Annotated in this window: 15 protein-coding genes; 12 read left to right on the forward strand and 3 right to left on the reverse strand. The window is 61.5% G+C overall.

Features of this window, described 5'->3' with window-relative positions:
• Window positions 1–2: 2 nt before the first annotated feature.
• Window positions 3–935, reverse strand: a complete 933-nt coding sequence (gene hemC / locus AAF739_11310) for a hydroxymethylbilane synthase (GenBank protein ID MEM6383253.1) — start codon at window positions 933–935, stop codon at window positions 3–5.
• Between the two features lie 124 nt (window positions 936–1,059).
• On the opposite strand from hemC, the gene tsaD reads away from it, so the two are divergent.
• The 9 genes from tsaD to AAF739_11355 all read left to right on the forward strand — a co-directional run bounded on the left by tsaD (window position 1,060) and on the right by AAF739_11355 (window position 9,887).
• Window positions 1,060–2,130, forward strand: coding sequence for a tRNA (adenosine(37)-N6)-threonylcarbamoyltransferase complex transferase subunit TsaD (gene tsaD / locus AAF739_11315; protein MEM6383254.1), 1,071 nt, complete (start codon window positions 1,060–1,062; stop codon window positions 2,128–2,130).
• 424 nt (window positions 2,131–2,554) lie between these two features.
• The gene (locus AAF739_11320) at window positions 2,555–2,848 is read left to right on the forward strand and encodes a YciI-like protein (GenBank protein MEM6383255.1); all 294 of its coding nucleotides are present in this window, start codon (window positions 2,555–2,557) and stop codon (window positions 2,846–2,848) included.
• A 10-nt stretch (window positions 2,849–2,858) separates the two neighbouring features.
• The gene (locus AAF739_11325; GenBank protein MEM6383256.1) at window positions 2,859–3,296 is read left to right on the forward strand and encodes an EVE domain-containing protein; all 438 of its coding nucleotides are present in this window, start codon (window positions 2,859–2,861) and stop codon (window positions 3,294–3,296) included.
• 108 nt (window positions 3,297–3,404) lie between these two features.
• The gene (locus tag AAF739_11330) at window positions 3,405–4,016 is read left to right on the forward strand and encodes an ATP-dependent Clp protease proteolytic subunit (protein ID MEM6383257.1); all 612 of its coding nucleotides are present in this window, start codon (window positions 3,405–3,407) and stop codon (window positions 4,014–4,016) included.
• Window positions 4,017–4,166: 150 nt separating this feature from the next.
• Window positions 4,167–5,024 (forward strand): HAD-IIB family hydrolase, encoded by an 858-nt coding sequence (locus AAF739_11335; GenBank protein ID MEM6383258.1) that lies wholly within the window; start codon window positions 4,167–4,169, stop codon window positions 5,022–5,024.
• Between the two features lie 34 nt (window positions 5,025–5,058).
• Entirely contained in the window at window positions 5,059–6,285 is a 1,227-nt protein-coding gene (locus AAF739_11340; protein ID MEM6383259.1) for a glycosyl transferase, read from the forward strand.
• 396 nt (window positions 6,286–6,681) lie between these two features.
• The gene (locus AAF739_11345; GenBank protein MEM6383260.1) at window positions 6,682–7,563 is read left to right on the forward strand and encodes a cyclic nucleotide-binding domain-containing protein; all 882 of its coding nucleotides are present in this window, start codon (window positions 6,682–6,684) and stop codon (window positions 7,561–7,563) included.
• Between the two features lie 110 nt (window positions 7,564–7,673).
• Window positions 7,674–8,405 (forward strand): cyclic nucleotide-binding domain-containing protein, encoded by a 732-nt coding sequence (locus tag AAF739_11350; GenBank protein MEM6383261.1) that lies wholly within the window; start codon window positions 7,674–7,676, stop codon window positions 8,403–8,405.
• Window positions 8,406–8,642: 237 nt separating this feature from the next.
• Entirely contained in the window at window positions 8,643–9,887 is a 1,245-nt protein-coding gene (locus AAF739_11355) for a TCR/Tet family MFS transporter (protein ID MEM6383262.1), read from the forward strand.
• A gap of 23 nt (window positions 9,888–9,910) precedes the next feature.
• Here the strand turns inward: AAF739_11355 and AAF739_11360 are convergent, their stop codons facing one another.
• Complete coding sequence (locus tag AAF739_11360; GenBank protein MEM6383263.1) at window positions 9,911–11,029, reverse strand: permease; 1,119 nt, start codon at window positions 11,027–11,029, stop codon at window positions 9,911–9,913.
• Window positions 11,030–11,423: 394 nt separating this feature from the next.
• Between AAF739_11360 and acs the strand changes: the two genes are divergently transcribed.
• From acs to AAF739_11375, 3 genes are all read left to right on the forward strand, one after another.
• Window positions 11,424–13,358 (forward strand): acetate--CoA ligase, encoded by a 1,935-nt coding sequence (gene acs / locus AAF739_11365; protein MEM6383264.1) that lies wholly within the window; start codon window positions 11,424–11,426, stop codon window positions 13,356–13,358.
• A gap of 236 nt (window positions 13,359–13,594) precedes the next feature.
• Window positions 13,595–13,999 carry a hypothetical protein gene (locus tag AAF739_11370; GenBank protein MEM6383265.1) on the forward strand — a complete coding sequence of 135 codons (405 nt, stop codon included), beginning with the start codon at window positions 13,595–13,597 and terminating at the stop codon, window positions 13,997–13,999.
• 38 nt (window positions 14,000–14,037) lie between these two features.
• Window positions 14,038–14,349: an I78 family peptidase inhibitor gene (locus AAF739_11375; protein MEM6383266.1), complete on the forward strand. Its 312-nt coding sequence runs from the start codon at window positions 14,038–14,040 to the stop codon at window positions 14,347–14,349.
• Between the two features lie 15 nt (window positions 14,350–14,364).
• Here AAF739_11375 and AAF739_11380 read toward each other — a convergent pair whose 3' ends face one another.
• A complete protein-coding gene (locus AAF739_11380; protein ID MEM6383267.1) occupies window positions 14,365–16,131 on the reverse strand; it encodes an SLC13 family permease in 1,767 nt (588 codons plus the stop codon).
• Between the last annotated feature and the right edge of the window lie 193 nt (window positions 16,132–16,324).

Genomic DNA, 16,324 nt, shown 5'->3' on the forward strand with positions numbered 1-16,324 from the left:
GCTTAGCTCGACCAATGCGGCAGGAAGCCCGGCCCGGCCTTCGCTTTAAGCGCGACACCTGTTTCTGATCCGAAACGAACCGGCTGAGTTCGAGGCCCATTGGCAATGATTGTATGCGCCTGCGATCCGTCCTCTTTCAACACAATACCCGACAGATGCAGCTGATCCCCGTCCACCGTCGCAAGTCCGGCAATCGGTGTCCGGCATGAACCATCGAGCGCCTTCAGGAACGCGCGCTCGCACGCTACAGCGGTCCCGGTATCCTCATCATCGATTGGCGCCAACAGATCGCGTGTACGCGCATCGCCGCTTCGCGTTTCGATCCCAATGGCGCCTTGCGCCAACGCGGGCGGAAAACGCTCTGGGTCGAGGATCGTCATATGTTCCGGCTCGAGGTCCAGCCGCCGCAGTCCCGCAAGCGCCAGCAACGTTGCATCAACCTGCCCGTCGGCAAGCTTCTTGAGGCGCGTCTGAACGTTGCCCCGAAAAACCTCTGTTTTGAGGTCTGGGCGGACACGTTTCAACAGCGCCGCCCGGCGCAAGGAGGCGGTGCCAACCGTTGCCCCATCGGCGATCGTTTCAACCGTTGTACCATCCCTGCTGATGAAGACATCACGGACATCTTCGCGCGGCAGAAACACCGAGAGTTCAAGGCCTGCGGGTAAATCGGTCGGCATGTCCTTTGATGAGTGCACCGCCAAGTCAATGCGCCCACCATGCAGGGCCTGCTCCAACTCTTCGGTGAATAAGCCCTTGCCCCCTATTTCTGTCAGCGCCTTGTTGAGTATTTCGTCGCCCTTGGTCGAAAAAATCTCTATGGCCACCGCGTCTAACGGCCATCCGTGCGCCTGGGCCAGGCGTTTCCGGGTCTCATAAGCTTGAGCCAGGGCCAGAGCGCTGCCGCGCGTGCCAAGGGTTAACTGGATATCGGGCAAGGGGTAACTCCTAAGACTGCGCCGGCCTTAATCCTGGCGTTCAAGGCGCGCGTGATGCTATGGCCTGCGCCGCCGAACGGACAAGCGCGTCAATAGGCGGACGCACCGAGCGAAGGCAAACCTCATGCTGGCCCTGGGCCTTGAAACAAGTTGCGATGAAACCGCGGTCGCACTCGTCCGTCGTGAGGCAGACGGGCGGGCGATCATTGAGGCCGAACGGGTCCTCAGCCAACTTGACGAACACGCGCCCTACGGCGGCGTGGTACCCGAGATCGCGGCGCGGGCGCACATCGACCATCTCGATGGGCTCGTCGCCCAGTGCATGGGCGAAGCGGCTCGATCCTTTGCTGACCTTGATCTTGTGGCGGCGACCACCGGCCCGGGCCTCATAGGTGGCGTGCTTGTTGGCGCCGTCACCGGACAAGCCATAGCAAGCGCATCAGGTGCATCGTTTCGGTCCGTAAACCATTTGGAGGGTCACGCGCTTTCTCCGCGCTTAAGCGCCGATCTCACCTTTCCCTATTTGTTGCTGCTGGTGTCAGGCGGCCATACCCAAATTGTGCTGGTTGAGGGCGTCGGCGCCTATGTCAGATGGGGTTCAACCCTGGACGACGCCCTGGGTGAAGCGTTCGACAAGACCGCCAAATTGCTCGAACTTGGCGTCCCTGGAGGACCAGCGGTTGAGCGGATGGCCCTGCAGGGCGACAGCGGCGCAATTCGCCTGCCCAGGCCGCTCAAGGGCAAATCAGGATGCGATTTCTCCTTCGCCGGGCTCAAGACTGCGCTTCGACTGGCGGCAGAGGCAAAAGCACCCTTGAGCGATCAGGATGTCAGCGATTTATGTGCCGGATTCCAGTCTGCCGTGACGGGCATTCTTGCCGACCGTTTGCAGAACGCGCTTGCCCGATGGGCGGAAACCTTCGATCGGCCGCCCACGCTGGTGGCTGCCGGCGGCGTCGCGGCGAACGCTGCGATCCGGCGAACCCTCGACCAGCTGATGGCCGCGCATCAAGGCGTCCTCATCGTGCCGCCCATCCGCCATTGTAGCGATAACGCCGCCATGATCGCATGGGCAGCGCTTGAGCGCGAATCCGTCGGCCTACCCCCTCATTCGACCACCGCAAGGCCGCGCTGGCCCCTTGATGAAACCGCCACTCCCGTTCTGGGCCACGGAAAGAAAGGGGCTCGTGCTTAGGGATACAGGCATTTTGAAGCCCTGAAATGACAATTTTTCAAGGACTTGCCAGGTTTAATCATTCCATCTTCGACGGACCCGCGTGCGCGTTTCGTGTAAAGCGATCTGTATTGCGTGGACACTTTCAGCGGCGCTTTGCCGGGCAGGCGACAGACGCGCGCGGCCCAGTCGCAAGACCGGGCAGCCATCGTCGGCAATCGCGAGCAGCTGTACACTGATGGTTGCCGCCCGCGCGGAACATGATAGGACGAGCGGCAGGCGGGTTGCACCAGATTAAGCTCCCTGCCGCCCCCCGTGGGCCGGTAACGGGATTGGGCAAACTGTCCCGCCCATATGGCCGAGCCATACGCCATTGTTGTCGCGACAAACCCCGTTTGTCGTGGTCCACCCCAGCGTCCCGCCGGATGCAGAGGAGAGTTCCACCATGCTGTTCGCCCTGATGTGCACCGATAAGCCGAACCATCTGCACGTTCGCCAGGAGACGCGCGCCGAGCATCTGGCGTTCCTCGAGGCACTGGGAGACCATTTGAAAGCGGCGGGGCCGTTTCTCGATGAAAACGGCACGCCAAACGGCTCCCTGATCGTCGTGGAAGCCGACGACCGGGCAGCCATCGAGCGGATCGCGGCGAACGATCCCTATGCCGAGGCCGGTCTTTTCGAGAGCGTCGACATCCGACCCTGGAATTGGATCATCAAACCGCCCTCTTCGGTGGTCTGAGGAGGTATCCATGCGCTACTGGCTGTTCAAATCCGAACCGTTCAAATGGTCCTGGGACCAGCAGAAAGCCAAAGGCGACGCTGGCGAGGAATGGGATGGCGTCCGCAACTACCAGGCGCGTAATTTCATGCGCGAAATGAAACAGGGTGATCGGGGCTTTTTCTACCATTCCAACGAAGGGTTGGAGATCGTCGGCATCGTCGAGGTGTGCGCCGAAATACACCCCGATTCGACGACCGATGACGAACGGTGGGAGTGCGTCGATATCCGCGCGCTGGCCGATGTGCCCAAGCCGATCTCGCTGAAGGAGATCAAAGCGACCGAAAGCCTGTCGGACATGAGCCTTGTCACCTCCATGCGCCTGTCGGTTCAGCCGGTGCGCGACGAAGAATGGGCAATTGTCTGTAAGATGGGCGGAATCGACCCGGAGACGTTGAAGCCCACTTGATCGACCATAGCCAAGGCACCACTTGCCCCACCATGCCAGCGCCGCTACGCCAGTTACGACCGGCTCATGATCGCGCGAATCGCACCAGAAACTCCCGAAGGACTTCCCATGGCTCCTCTTGCCCCTTTCACCGCAAAAGATGATGACAAAGACGACAAGGACAAGCGCGCCGGAATGGGCGGAAAGCTCGAGGAAGCGCTCAACGATTCCCGCTTCGTCCTGATCACCGGTGAGATCAACGACAAGGTTGCGCGTGAAGCCACATCACGCCTTCTGGCCCTCGCTCAGCTCAGCGATGATCCGATCAATCTGATGATCTCTTCGCCCGGAGGCCATGTTGAATCCGGCGACATGATCCACGACGTCATTCGTTTCATCCGCCCGAAGGTGAACGCGATCGGGTCGGGCTGGGTCGCTTCGGCAGGGGCACTGATCTATGTCGCTGTGCCCATTGAGCGGCGGTTCTGCCTGCCCAAGACACGCTTCCTGTTGCACGAGCCACGCGGCGGGGTTGGCGGCCAGGCTTCGGACATTGAAATTCAGGCTACGGAAATTCGGAAGATGCGCGAGCGCTTCTACGAGATCTTTTCCGAAGCCACTGGCCAGAGCGTCGAGAAACTGCAAGCGGACATGGACCGCGACTTCTGGCTCACCACCGATGAGGCCAAGGATTACGGTCTTCTCGGCAAGGTCATCACATCGGTCAACGACTTGGGATAGTACGGAGCCTCACGGCTCATCTAAGCTGTGTTTCTGTGAGGCGGTTGTCAGAGCCTAGCAAGGCTTGGAAGCCGGCATTCTGCATAATCCGTGCGCAACCGGGATGTGACTGTTGACATGAGGACCGCCGCAACGCGTGGTCTGTAAACGATGCCGCATGCTTCTCCACCTTCCATTCTGGTCTTTTCCGACCTCGACGGTACGGTGCTCGATCACCAGACGTATGATTGGGCGGCGGCACGCCCCGGCCTCGATCATCTGCGTGCGATAGGTGCGGGTCTGGTGCTGGCATCAAGCAAGACTGCAGCGGAAATGGAGCCGATCAGACTGGCCATGGGGTGGTCCGATTGGCCAGCAATTGTGGAAAACGGTTCCGGAACAATTCCGCCAGACACGGCATCAGATGCGCTTGCTACCGGAGAGAGCCGCGGATCTGTGTATGCTGACCTGCTCAGCCGCCTCAAGCAGGCGCCGCGCGGCTTTATCGGCTTCTCGGATATGTCTGTGCAAGAGGTCGCCGACGCGACAGGCCTGGCACTAGGCGAGGCAGCGCTGGCCCGGCAACGCCAGTTCAGCGAGCCTGGCCTGTGGACCGGCCCAGCCGCTGGCCTGACAGAATTTTTGGCAGCTCTTAAGCCTTTGGGACTGACAGCGAGGCGCGGCGGGCGCTTTCTGACCATTTCCGTTGTTGGCGCGCATGGTGGGACAAAAGCCGACGCGATGGCGAAGATTGTCGCGCACTACGGACCCAAGATGACGATCGCGCTCGGGGATGCCCCCAATGACATCGAGATGCTTGAAGCGGCGGATTATGGCATCATCATCACCAACCCCCACGGTCCGACCATCAAGCCGCTGGAAGGCGAACGTTCCGGCCGGATCCGCCGGAGCCTCAAGCCCGGGCCGGCGGGCTGGTCGGAGGCCATCATCAAGCTGACATCGGTCGCATCGCAAACACAATTGCCGGAGCATGGCAAAGGCGGCGTCAACTTGGCTGGCCGCGCCTGATACGCCCAAGCGAAGATCGGAGAGACACACACCCATGGCCGATTTTCACCAGAACGGGAATATCACCACCCTGCACGATCTTCGCGCGCGGAGACCCGAGATATTGGCGCACGAAGTGTCCGTGCTGGCCGCCTCACGCAAAGTGTCGCTGATTTTGCCGTGCTTGTATTCCGAACTGGAGGGCCCCGCCCTTCCCGGCATTCTCGCGCAGCTTTCAAAAATCACTTACCTGCACCGCATCATCATCGGTCTGGATGCTGCCGACGAACAGCAGTTTCGGACGGCACGGTCGTTTTTCAAGGTGCTGCCGCAGGATCATACTGTGATCTGGAATGACGGCCCCAGGATGACGGCGATCCTCGATCAGCTGGACGCGTTGCGCCTCGCCCCAACCGAGCGGGGCAAAGGAAAAAATGTTTGGACCTGCATGGGCTATCTCATTGCCTGTGCCGATTCCTCGGTCATGGCCATCCACGACTGCGATATCATTACCTATGATCGCTCGCTTCTCGACCGGCTGATCTATCCGGTGGTCAACCCATCATTTCCCTATCAGATGGCCAAAGGCTTCTATCCGCGCATCGGCGACGGCAAGCTCAATGGCCGCGTGACCCGACTTCTGGTCAGCCCACTTCTGATCGCACTCAAACGGGTTATCGGCGATCGGGACTACATCGATTACCTGCGCAGCTTCCGCTATCCGCTGTCGGGAGAGTTTGCGATCCGCACGCCAATCCTGCCCGATCTTCGCATTCCGTCGGACTGGGGCCTTGAGATCGGGATCCTCTCGGAAGCCTGGCGCAATCTGGCGCCCAAATCCGTGTGCCAGGTCGAAATCGCCGACAATTATGACCACAAGCACCAAAACCTGTCTGAGGACGATGCGCGCACCGGTCTGTCAAAGATGTCCATCGACATTTGCAAGGCGTTGTTTCGAAAGCTGGCCGCAGATGGCACCATCTTCACCCACAACACATTCCGGACGCTCAAGGCCACCTACTACCGGTCTGCGCTCGACCTGCTTGAGAGCTATTACACCGACGCGAAAATGAATGGCCTGGCGCTTGATCGCCATTCTGAGGAACGCTCCATCGAGCTGTTCGCGGAGAATATCCTGGTTGCGGGCCAGGCGTTCCTCGACAACCCCAATGAGACGCCGTTCATTCCGACCTGGAACAGGGTTCACGCCGCCGACCCCGAGATACTGACGCAAATGCACGCTGCGGTCGCTGCCGATCTGGACGACTATCCGGCCACCTAGATTTCGTGTGATCCGCGAAAGTGGTCAAGCTTTGCGCGAAAGACAAAAGGCAATGGATCGTGGGTCTCATCGATGCGCAGGCACCGAAGCCCGACCGTCCGAAGAGCTGACGCAAAACAGATAAGTCAAACTGAGACAGTACCCGAAACCGCTTCAACTTGACGGCTAAGCTTTCCCGGCGCACTGATAGGCGACTATGTGTAATGGCGGCATCTCTTCGCCCAGACCGTTCGGCTGCCAGCGCTCCTCGTGTGCGCTCTGTTTTGCAGACGTGCCCAGCGCCGTCGCGCGGGCCGTTGCCGTGCGCGGCGCGCAACGATATGGCGGCACCAAGGTCATTCCAGACCGCGTGCGAAAACACGCCGGCGCGATGGAATGTGTGTCGGTGGTCGATCGATGAACATCTTGGCAGACACAATCAGTCTTACGGGCTGGACAAGCTGGGCTGGGCTTGCGGGCATTGGCCTGTACATTATCGCCTATGCAATGCTTCAGTTGGGCTTCCTGCGCGCCGACACCTACACCTTCTGCGCGATGAATGCTCTTGCAGGCGTTGGAGTTCTGTTCGGCCTGACCGGCGCGTTCAACGTCTGGACGGCCTTGATCCAGCTTCTATGGATCGGCTTGTCATTGATCGGCGCGGTGCGCCTTTGGCTCGACCGGCGCACGGTGGCGTTTGACACCGAGGAAGCCGCTTACCTCAAACGCGCGCTGCCGAAACTTCCCAAACCGCTGGCGCGCGATCTGATGGATCTGGCGCATGTCATGTCCATCGATGCAGGCACCGAGCTGACCACGCAAGGCGAGGAGATCACCCATCTCGCCTACATGTTGGAGGGCGATGCCGAGGTCATTGTTCAAGGCCATCCGGTAGCGTCACTCGGACCCGGCGCCTACATTGGCGAGGTGACCTATGCCGACGCCCAACCGGCCAGCGCAACCGTGATCCTGTCGAGCCCTGCGGTGATCGTCTCCTTTGAGATCGATACGTTGCGCAGTTTTCTGGATGAGAATCCCGGCGTACAGCCGCACCTCGAACACAGCGCAGCGAACAATTTGCGCGCCAAGCTGCGGGCTGCAAATGCCCGCATCGTCGAAAACGAAATGAACCGCGCGTTGGCCGCGCCTGAGAGCGAGGCCGACGTGCCGCAAAGCTCCCCGGCTGAAGGGAGGCGTTCGGCCGATCAAGGTAGCGATCCGTTTTTCGGCTCCCGGACCCCACCAACCGCGCCGCAAAGCCCCTCCGGACGACCCCCAAAAATCAAAGAAGTGGTTTAAGCCTCCGCCTTTCAGCCGCGACAGCTGGTTTGCCGCGGTACACGGTTGGCTAAACGACAAAGTGCCGTATAGCGCGTAGCCTGAAGCTTCGATGATCAGGGACAGTTTGAGTGCTGCAGCTCTCTTCTTATGGCTGGCATGAAGCCATCGGCGCGCTGGGCGTGGTGCTTTACCTGTCCGCCTATCTCCTGCTGCAGATGGGGCGCCTGCAGGGCGATGGCTACTGGTATGCCGGGCTCAACCTTCTGGCTTCGTCCTGTGTGCTGATCAGCCTGATCAACGCCTTCAACCTGTCGTCGGCGCTCATCAACAGCCTGTGGGTCGCGATCTCGCTTGGCGGGCTCATCCGCATCTACCGGCTCAACCGCGCCGTCCGCTTTGGCGCCGAAGAGCAGCGCTTCCTCACTGCCACGATGCCCACGCTTTCCCGCACCGACGCGCGGGCATTGCTCGATCGAGCCATGATCACGCAGACGAAGCCTGGCAGCGAACTGACGCGGCAGGGCGCACCCATCGACCATCTGGTCTACCTGCTCGACGGAGTGGCGGATGTGCGCATCGACGGACGCAGCGTCGCGGCGCTGGGCCCCGATGCTTATGTCGGCGATGTCACCTACCGCACGGGCGAGCCGGCGACCGCAACCGTGACGGTATCGGAACCGGGAACGTGCGTGTTCTTCGAGATTGGCGCGCTGCGCCGGTTTCTCGCCAAAAACCCCCGGGCCCGGACCGCCCTCGACGCCAGCACCGCTGAGCATCTGGGCCGCAAGCTCCGCGCCGCCAACGCCCGCAGCGGGCAGGGGGTTGAGGGTGCGGAGGTACAGCCGGAAGCGGCGGGCTAGGGCGACTACTCCCCGACCCAACCAATGGTCGCCGACTGGGCCAGTGCTTAGGACAACCTTGTCAGCATCCCGTCGCTAACGCGGCCAATCTCCCTTGACTGATCACCCATTCGGGCGCACGGGCTCCGCGCTATGGCGACCCCCGACGACCCCGACAGTCCGACCGCTCCCCCTGCCCGACCGGCAGGGAACGGGCCATCTGCGCCCGACGCATCCACTGACGCACAGGACAACACATTGTCCAAAGCGGCGCGGCGCAAGGCCCTCACCTTCATCCTGCTGACGGTTGGTATCGATGTCGTCGGCATCGGCATCATCATCCCGGTCCTGCCCGAACTGATCCGCGATGTGGATGGCACCGGCATCTCGCTGGGCGACGCGGCCTTTGTCGGCGGGTGGCTGATGTTCGCCTACGCCTTCATGCAATTCCTTTCCGCCCCGGTCCTGGGCGGCCTTTCGGACCGCTATGGCCGCCGCCCCGTCCTCCTGTTGTCGCTTGCCGTCCTTGCCTTCGACTATGTGATCATGGCGCTGGCGCCGACGCTGCTATGGCTGTTCATCGGGCGCATCCTGTCGGGCCTCGCAGGCGCGAGCTTCGTCACCGCTTACGCCTATATCGCGGACGTCTCGCCGAAGGAGGATCGCGCCGCGAATTTCGGCCTGATCGGCATGGCGTTCGGCGTCGGCTTCGTCATCGGCCCGGCAATCGGCGGGCTCCTGGGCACCATCGATCCGCGCCTGCCCTTCTGGGCGGCGGCGGCCTTCTGCGTCGGCGGCGTCGTGTTCGGCTGGTTCGCGCTGCCCGAAAGCCTGCCGCCGGAAAAACGCCGGGCGTTTGAGATCCGCCGTGCCAATCCCGTCGGGACCCTAAAGCGCTTTTGGGGCATCAAACCGGTCCTGATGCTTATTGTGGCCGGCGCCATCCTCGAATTCGCCATGCAGGTCTACCCCGCCGTCTGGGCCTATTACACGCCCGTGCAGTTTGGTTGGTCCACCGCCGATGTGGGCGTGTCGCTTGCGGTCTTCGGCGTTCTGATCGCCGTTGGCGAAGGCTTCATCCTGCGGGTGGTCCTCAAACGGTATGGCGAACACCGGGTGATCATCTGGTCGACGATCCTCGCCATCGCCTGTTTCGCGGCCTACGCCGTCGCGCCCAACGGCATGTGGGGCTATATCATCCTGGTCTTTTCAGCGATGTCCGGGTTTGGCTCATCGGGCCTGCAGGGGCTTGCGTCGAACGCCACCAGCGAAAGCGAACAGGGCGAACTCAACGGCGCGGTCATGAGCGCGACCGCTATCGTCGCCTTCATTGCGCCGCCCATCGTGACCGGCCTGTTCGCATGGTTCACCGACGGAGAGGGGCTTTACCTGCCCGGCGCGCCGTTTGTTTTCGCGGCCGTCATCTGCTGCGCGATGTACATCCCGTATGCCCGCGCGCGCGCGCTCGGCATCCGCGACAGCGCCGGTGGCGGGCAAGGGTAGGGGCAGGGCAGGGATCGCGCGGGTCAGCTGAAGGCGTTGAGCGCCCATCCGATCGCGACGACCTGCGGAACGGTCAGAAGCGGCAGGAGCAGCGCCGCCCGCAAACGCCCCGTGACTTCCTTGAGGACAAGAATTTCGGTGTAGTCGGTCGCGGCCCCCGCCATCAGGAAGGTGAAGGCATTGCCCGGCGCTGCGGCCCGGCCCATCAGATCGGCGGCAATCGGCACCGAGCCTTCCGAACAGACCTCGATGACCGTCGCCGCAACCAGCGTTGTGAACAGACCCAGCAAGGTCGGCCCGAACCATGCCGCGAACACCTCCGTCGGCACCGTCACCTGGATCAGCGCGGCCAGGACGACGCCGAACAGCAGCCAACGCAGCACCGTGCGGCTTGCGGTGACCGACCGGCGGGCGGTGTCTGTGACGAATGCCCAGTCGAAGCGGGTTCGTTTGAGCCCGGCGCGCGCCTCCCGCCAGACATTGAAGTTCTCGGGCAGATCGACGCGGTTGGGGTTCGGCGCCACGCGCCCTGCCCGCTCCAGCGCTTCGACGGCGAGGCCGGCAACACCGGCGATGACGAGCGAGCACGCGATGAATACGACCATCCAACCCCAACCCATCATGATCCCGATGATAATCGTCAGCGATAGGGAGTTCCACGGCGAGGCGATCAGAAACGCGAAAACCTGTCCGAGCGAGGCACCGCGCTCGTAGAGCTTCGCGCCGACCATCAGCACGCCGTGGTTGCACAAATCGAGAAACACGCCCGCGAGCATTGCACGGCCGATACCGGCGGCGCCCTGATCGCGCCCGATCATGCCGATGACAAACGCGCGCGGGACCCTGTCGATGAGGCCCACAGCGATCATGCCGACCGCGATACCCCACCACATCAGGTTGATCATGTCCTGAATGGCATGGGCAAAGTGGCCCAAGCCCCAAAGATCGGAATGGTCGAGGACGAAACCCGCGAGATAGGCGACGAGGATAGTCGCGCCCGAGCCCAGCAGCAGCCAGTCCCGCGGGCGGCGGGCAATCGGCGCTTCTTCGCCGCTTGTGGCGTGCGCACCGCAGCAAGAGCCGGGTGCCCGCGCGTCTGCGGCGGCTTGTCCTTCATTTGATCGAACGGCTGTCTCCATCATCCCTCATGTGCGCCCGGGCCTATCCGCGGTCAAGTGAAGTGACCAGGGGCCAGCGCGCTTTGACACGCATCAAGGCACGGGCCCCAGCCATCGCGGATTGTCTTGCAGCTTGCCGTTGGCAGTGCTTTCGGCTCCACTTTGGCTTCAATGGGCAGCATTTTCTCCAAAATGTGCGACCAATGGGCGAGATCGACCACCTTGTTGAACAGGTCCGCTTGGCCGAAAGTGTATTCGGCTCAAAAACCGGTTTTAGGATCAAACGCCTCCGCAAGACGAGGCGAAGAAACCGGGCTAATCAAAACGCATGCGCGGGCGATCCGCGCACCGATAGTGGGGCAATCGGGAAGCGCAGCACGGCGCTTTCGGGAAACGTGAGAAAGAGGGAACACTACCCATGAGTGAAATCTATCCGGTGCCGGATGCGGTGGCCTCGGCCTCGCTTATCGACGACGCCAAATATCGAGCAATGTACGACAGATCGGTGTCCGACCCAGAGGGTTTCTGGGGCGAGCACGGCAAACGGCTCGATTGGATCAAGCCTTACACCAAGGTCAAGAACACCTCATTCGATCCACACAATGTCGATATCCGCTGGTTCGAAGACGGAACGCTGAACGTTTCGGCGAACTGCGTGGATCGGCACATTGCGACGCGCGGCGATCAAGTTGCCATCATCTGGGAAGGCGATGATCCCGGCGATAGCCTTGAGATCACCTACCGTGAACTCGGCCAGCACGTGAACACAATGGCTGGTGTGCTGAAGAATGCGGGCGTCAAGAAGGGCGACCGCGTCACGCTGTACCTGCCTATGATCCCCGAAGCGGCGTACGCCATGCTCGCCTGCGCCCGGCTGGGCGCGGTGCATTCCATTGTCTTTGGCGGCTTCTCGCCGGATTCGCTGGCCCAGCGCATCGAAGGTTGCCAATCGAAAGTGGTTGTCACAGCCGATGAGGGTTTGCGCGGTGGCCGGAGAGTTGCGCTCAAGGCCAACGTGGACAAAGCGGCCGAGACCGCACCAGTTGAGACCGTGGTTGTGGTCAAGCGCACCGGTGGTGACATCGCCATGCAGGACGGTCGGGACGTCTGGTATCACGAAGCGGCCGAAAGTGCGCCAGACTTCGTTGAACCGGAGGAAATGAACGCCGAAGACCCGCTGTTCATCCTGTACACGTCAGGTTCGACCGGTCAGCCCAAGGGCGTCCTGCACACCACGGGCGGCTACCTCACCTATGCGTCGATGACCCATCAATACGTCTTCGACTACCAGGACGGCGACATCTACTGGTGCACCGCCGATGTCGGTTGGGTCACCGGCCACAGCTACATCGTGTACGGACCGCTGGCGAACGGTGCGACGACCTTGATGTTCGAAGGCGTGCCGACCTACCCCTCGCCTTCGCGCTTCTGGGATGTGGTCGACAAGCACAAGGTCAACATCTTCTACACCGCCCCAACTGCCATCCGCTCATTGATGGGCGCAGGCGAAGAGCATGTGAAGAAGACAGACCGCTCGACACTCCGTGTGCTGGGCTCGGTCGGTGAACCCATCAACCCCGAAGCCTGGAACTGGTACTATTCGGTCGTGGGCGAAGCTCGCTGCCCGATCGTTGACACCTGGTGGCAGACTGAGACCGGCGGCATCCTGATCACGCCATTGCCGGGGGCGACCGCGCTCAAGCCCGGTTCGGCGACGCGGCCCTTCTTCGGGGTGCAACCGGCGCTGGTGGATGCCGAAGGGGTGATCCTCGAAGGCGCGACCGAGGGTAACCTCGTAATCACAGACTCATGGCCCGGCCAGATGCGCACGGTCTATGGCGACCATGAGCGCTTCGTGCAAACCTACTTCTCCACCTATAAGGGGATGTATTTCACGGGTGATGGCTGCCGCCGCGATGAGGATGGCTATTACTGGATCACCGGCCGGGTGGACGACGTCATCAACGTCTCAGGCCACCGTATGGGCACCGCAGAGGTGGAAAGCGCTCTCGTTGCCCACCCGAAAGTGTCGGAAGCCGCGGTCGTGGGCTATCCGCACGATCTGAAGGGTCAGGGCATCTATGTCTATGTGACCTTGATGGAAGGCGAGGACCCCACCGACGACCTGCGCAAGGAGCTCGTCAAATGGGTCCGCTCCGAGATCGGCCCCATCGCGTCTCCGGACCTGATCCAGTTCGCTCCGGGTCTGCCGAAGACCCGCTCAGGCAAGATCATGCGGCGTATTCTGCGGAAGATTGCCGAGGATTCGTTCGACAATCTTGGAGATACGTCGACACTCGCCGATCCGGCCGTTGTCGATGATCTGATCGAGAACCGGCAGAACAAGAGCTAGCGCCAAAAGCTGGCGCACGTAGAAGGGGCGCGCTTCAGCGCCCCTGACGCGAAAGCTAGCGACCAAAAAGTGGCGCACGGTGTGCGCGGGCAACCAGCCCGCGCGACGCGCAAGATTTGCGCCAGCAAATATGTAGCCGGGCCCAGGTAGCACTGGCACTCGGATTAAAGGCCAAGGAAGAAGGCGGGCTTCGGCCCGCTTTTTTGTGCCCGACCGCAACATGGAAGGAACGCCCGATGCGCTTGCTTATTGCCCTTTTTATCCTCGTCACTTCGGCTTGTGTGGCGTCTTCGGATGAGGTGTGGGAGACACCAGACGGGCAAGTTGTCTACCTGTCAGAGACCAAAGGCGTGGCCGTCTGGGAGATCGATCAGCTGGAGGGCCCAAGGCGGATATACATCCAGGAGCTTGCTGGCAATTACGATAACCGTTCGATCCATGAGGGCTTCTGGATTCAAACCATTGGCGAAGGCTGCGGGGCGACAATGACGGGGCCCGATGGTTTCAGCGGGACGGCTTGGGGTCGCGTCACGGTGATCTTTCACAGCAATGGCTTTCCCACAAACTGGACGCTCCTGAGCGGAACCTGTTTCGGCGAGCCAGACACGCCGTTGCAGGGACAATCGCCATTGTTACAATGAGCAGCGCTGGATACGTCGTGCCAAACGCCAGGAAGCATTTGTCTGAACCCGCTACACTGCGCCTCAAGTCCTTTGACCGCCCGTTTGTCTTCTCATTGCTCGCTGTGCTTCTGGTCGCTTGTCAGCCAGCACCCTCCGACCCGCCCAGCGCAGATGTTGCTGATCCGTGCGGTGCCGAAACACTACAAAGCCTTGTCGGCCAGCCGTTTGCGGACGTATCCCTGCCGGACTATGAGCCGCAACGCATTTTTCGGATCGGCGATGCCGTGACGATGGATTTCATCGAGACGCGTCGGAACGTTCAACTGTCGGAAGATGGGGTGACGATCCTCGCCATCAGCTGTGGCTGAAAGGCGGTTCGCGCCTCACAACGGCCAAACCACCAAAATTGTCGGTACCGCGACTGCGATGACCAGCACCTCCAGGATCAGACCCATCCGCCAATAATCGCCAAACTGATAGCCGCCGGGGCCCATGATGATCGTGTTGTTCTTGTGACCGATGGGCGTGAGGAACGCGCAGGACGCGGCCACCGCAACGCCCATCAGGAACGGATCCGGATTGGCGTTGATGGACTGGGCAACGGAGACCGCAATCGGCGCAGCAATCAGCGTTGTGGCCACATTGTTGAGAAAGTCGCTCAGCGTCATGGTCACCACCATCAACACGGCAAGGATGGCCCAAACCGGCAGACCCGATGTGCCGCTGACGATGCCATCGGCGATGAGCTGCGTCCCACCAGATGCTTCGAGCGCGCTTGAAAGGGGTATGAGGGAGGCAAGTAGGACAATCACCTTCCATTCGATGTGCGCGTAGAAATCTTCGCCGCCCAACAATCCCATTGCCACATAGGCCACCACGCACAATCCAAGGCCGATCGTCAGCGTCGTCACGCCCAACACGGCGAGCGCGATGGCAACAGCGAACGCCCCAATCGCAGCAACCGCTTTGCGGCGCTGAATGACATCGGTCTTGCGGTCGGCAATGGGATAAACCCCAAGCCATGCCGTCACCTGATCCATCCGGTCGTCGGGCCCCAACAGCAGCAGCACATCGCCGGCCTTGATGGTCAGCCGTCGCACTCGGTCACGGAAACGCGTGCCCTCCCGCGAGACCCCCAGAAGCGTCACCCCATGCCGGTAGAGAAGCCGCACGTCGCTTTCCGAGCGCCCGGCGATGCGCGCCCCGTCCGGCACAATCGCTTCAATCAGGGTCAGATTGGTCCCGCGTAGCCCGCCATGTTTTTCGGAACCCGCGAAATCCAGTTCGGCCTTACCCATGAACGTTTCGATGGCTTTCGGGTCGCCTTCAAGCACCAGAAAATCGCCCTTGCGCAGCGTCTGCGTGCGCGAAAAGCCCGGCAGGCGCACGCCGCGACGCACCAAGCCAAGAATCTGAATGTCGGCATCCACCGCCTGCGGGTAGAGATCGCGGACCAGCTTTCCGATCGCAGCTGACTCATCGCCAACGCGGGCTTCGGCAACGTAAAGCCCCGCATCATCCGCCAGTCCATCCGCGCCCTTGCGTTTCGGTATCAAGCGCCAGCCGATGGTGGCGATGAAGGCAATGCCCACACTCGCAACCACCAATCCTACCGGCGCAAAATCGAACATTGAAAAGGGTGCGCCGAGCGCGTCCTGCCGATACTGCGCAATGACGATATTAGGCGGCGTCCCGATGAGGGTGATCATGCCGCCCAAGATGGTCGCAAAAGATAGTGGCATCAGCGTCAGCGCCACAGCGCGCTTCGCCTTCTTGGCAACATCGATATCGAGGTTCATCAGGAGCGCCAGCGCGGCGACATTGTTGATCACCGCGGACAGAGCGGCGCCTGCGACGGCCATGACCGAGATATGGACAGGGAGCTTGCGATCGGGATCGACCACAAAGCGCGCAATCAGCTCGACAGCGCCCGAATTCACCAAGCCGCGGGACACGATCAGGACCAGCGCGATGATCACCACCGCGGGGTGACCGAAGCCCATGAAGGCGTCATCCGCCTGGACGTAACCGCCGAGGACAGCGATCAGAAGCGCGGAAAACGCCACCAAATCGTAGCGAATGCGGCCCCAGACCAGCAGCACAAACACCGCTCCGAAGAGCCCGAAAAGCACAAGTTGATCTTGAGTCATGAAGGCCTTTGGCCAAGGGAAGCGTCTACCTGTCGCACGGACACCAAGCGGCTTAGCACAGTTTGGGACCGAAGACGGCACGCGAGCCTTTGGCGCCTTTTGCAAACCGGGTTTTGCGCCTCCATGCGCATCCCCCTGCAGACGCGCCGCATTGACCGCCGCATTGACCGCCGCAAGCCGGACAATATGTCAG

The organism is Pseudomonadota bacterium, from assembly GCA_039024915.1.
Lineage (GTDB): Bacteria > Pseudomonadota > Alphaproteobacteria > Rhizobiales > MH13 > MH13.

What these genes read in the sequence shown, in the direction of transcription:
- tsaD (MEM6383254.1), top strand. Translation starts at nt 1,060, where the DNA reads ATGCTGGCCCTGGGCCTTGAAACAAGTTGCGATGAAACCGCGGTCGCA.
- AAF739_11320 (MEM6383255.1), top strand. Translation starts at nt 2,555, where the DNA reads ATGCTGTTCGCCCTGATGTGCACCGATAAGCCGAACCATCTGCACGTT.
- AAF739_11325 (MEM6383256.1), top strand. Translation starts at nt 2,859, where the DNA reads ATGCGCTACTGGCTGTTCAAATCCGAACCGTTCAAATGGTCCTGGGAC.
- AAF739_11330 (MEM6383257.1), top strand. Translation starts at nt 3,405, where the DNA reads ATGGCTCCTCTTGCCCCTTTCACCGCAAAAGATGATGACAAAGACGAC.
- AAF739_11335 (MEM6383258.1), top strand. Translation starts at nt 4,167, where the DNA reads ATGCCGCATGCTTCTCCACCTTCCATTCTGGTCTTTTCCGACCTCGAC.
- AAF739_11340 (MEM6383259.1), top strand. Translation starts at nt 5,059, where the DNA reads ATGGCCGATTTTCACCAGAACGGGAATATCACCACCCTGCACGATCTT.
- AAF739_11345 (MEM6383260.1), top strand. Translation starts at nt 6,682, where the DNA reads ATGAACATCTTGGCAGACACAATCAGTCTTACGGGCTGGACAAGCTGG.
- AAF739_11360 (MEM6383263.1), bottom strand. Translation starts at nt 11,029, where the DNA reads ATGATGGAGACAGCCGTTCGATCAAATGAAGGACAAGCCGCCGCAGAC.
- acs (MEM6383264.1), top strand. Translation starts at nt 11,424, where the DNA reads ATGAGTGAAATCTATCCGGTGCCGGATGCGGTGGCCTCGGCCTCGCTT.
- AAF739_11370 (MEM6383265.1), top strand. Translation starts at nt 13,595, where the DNA reads ATGCGCTTGCTTATTGCCCTTTTTATCCTCGTCACTTCGGCTTGTGTG.
- AAF739_11380 (MEM6383267.1), bottom strand. Translation starts at nt 16,131, where the DNA reads ATGACTCAAGATCAACTTGTGCTTTTCGGGCTCTTCGGAGCGGTGTTT.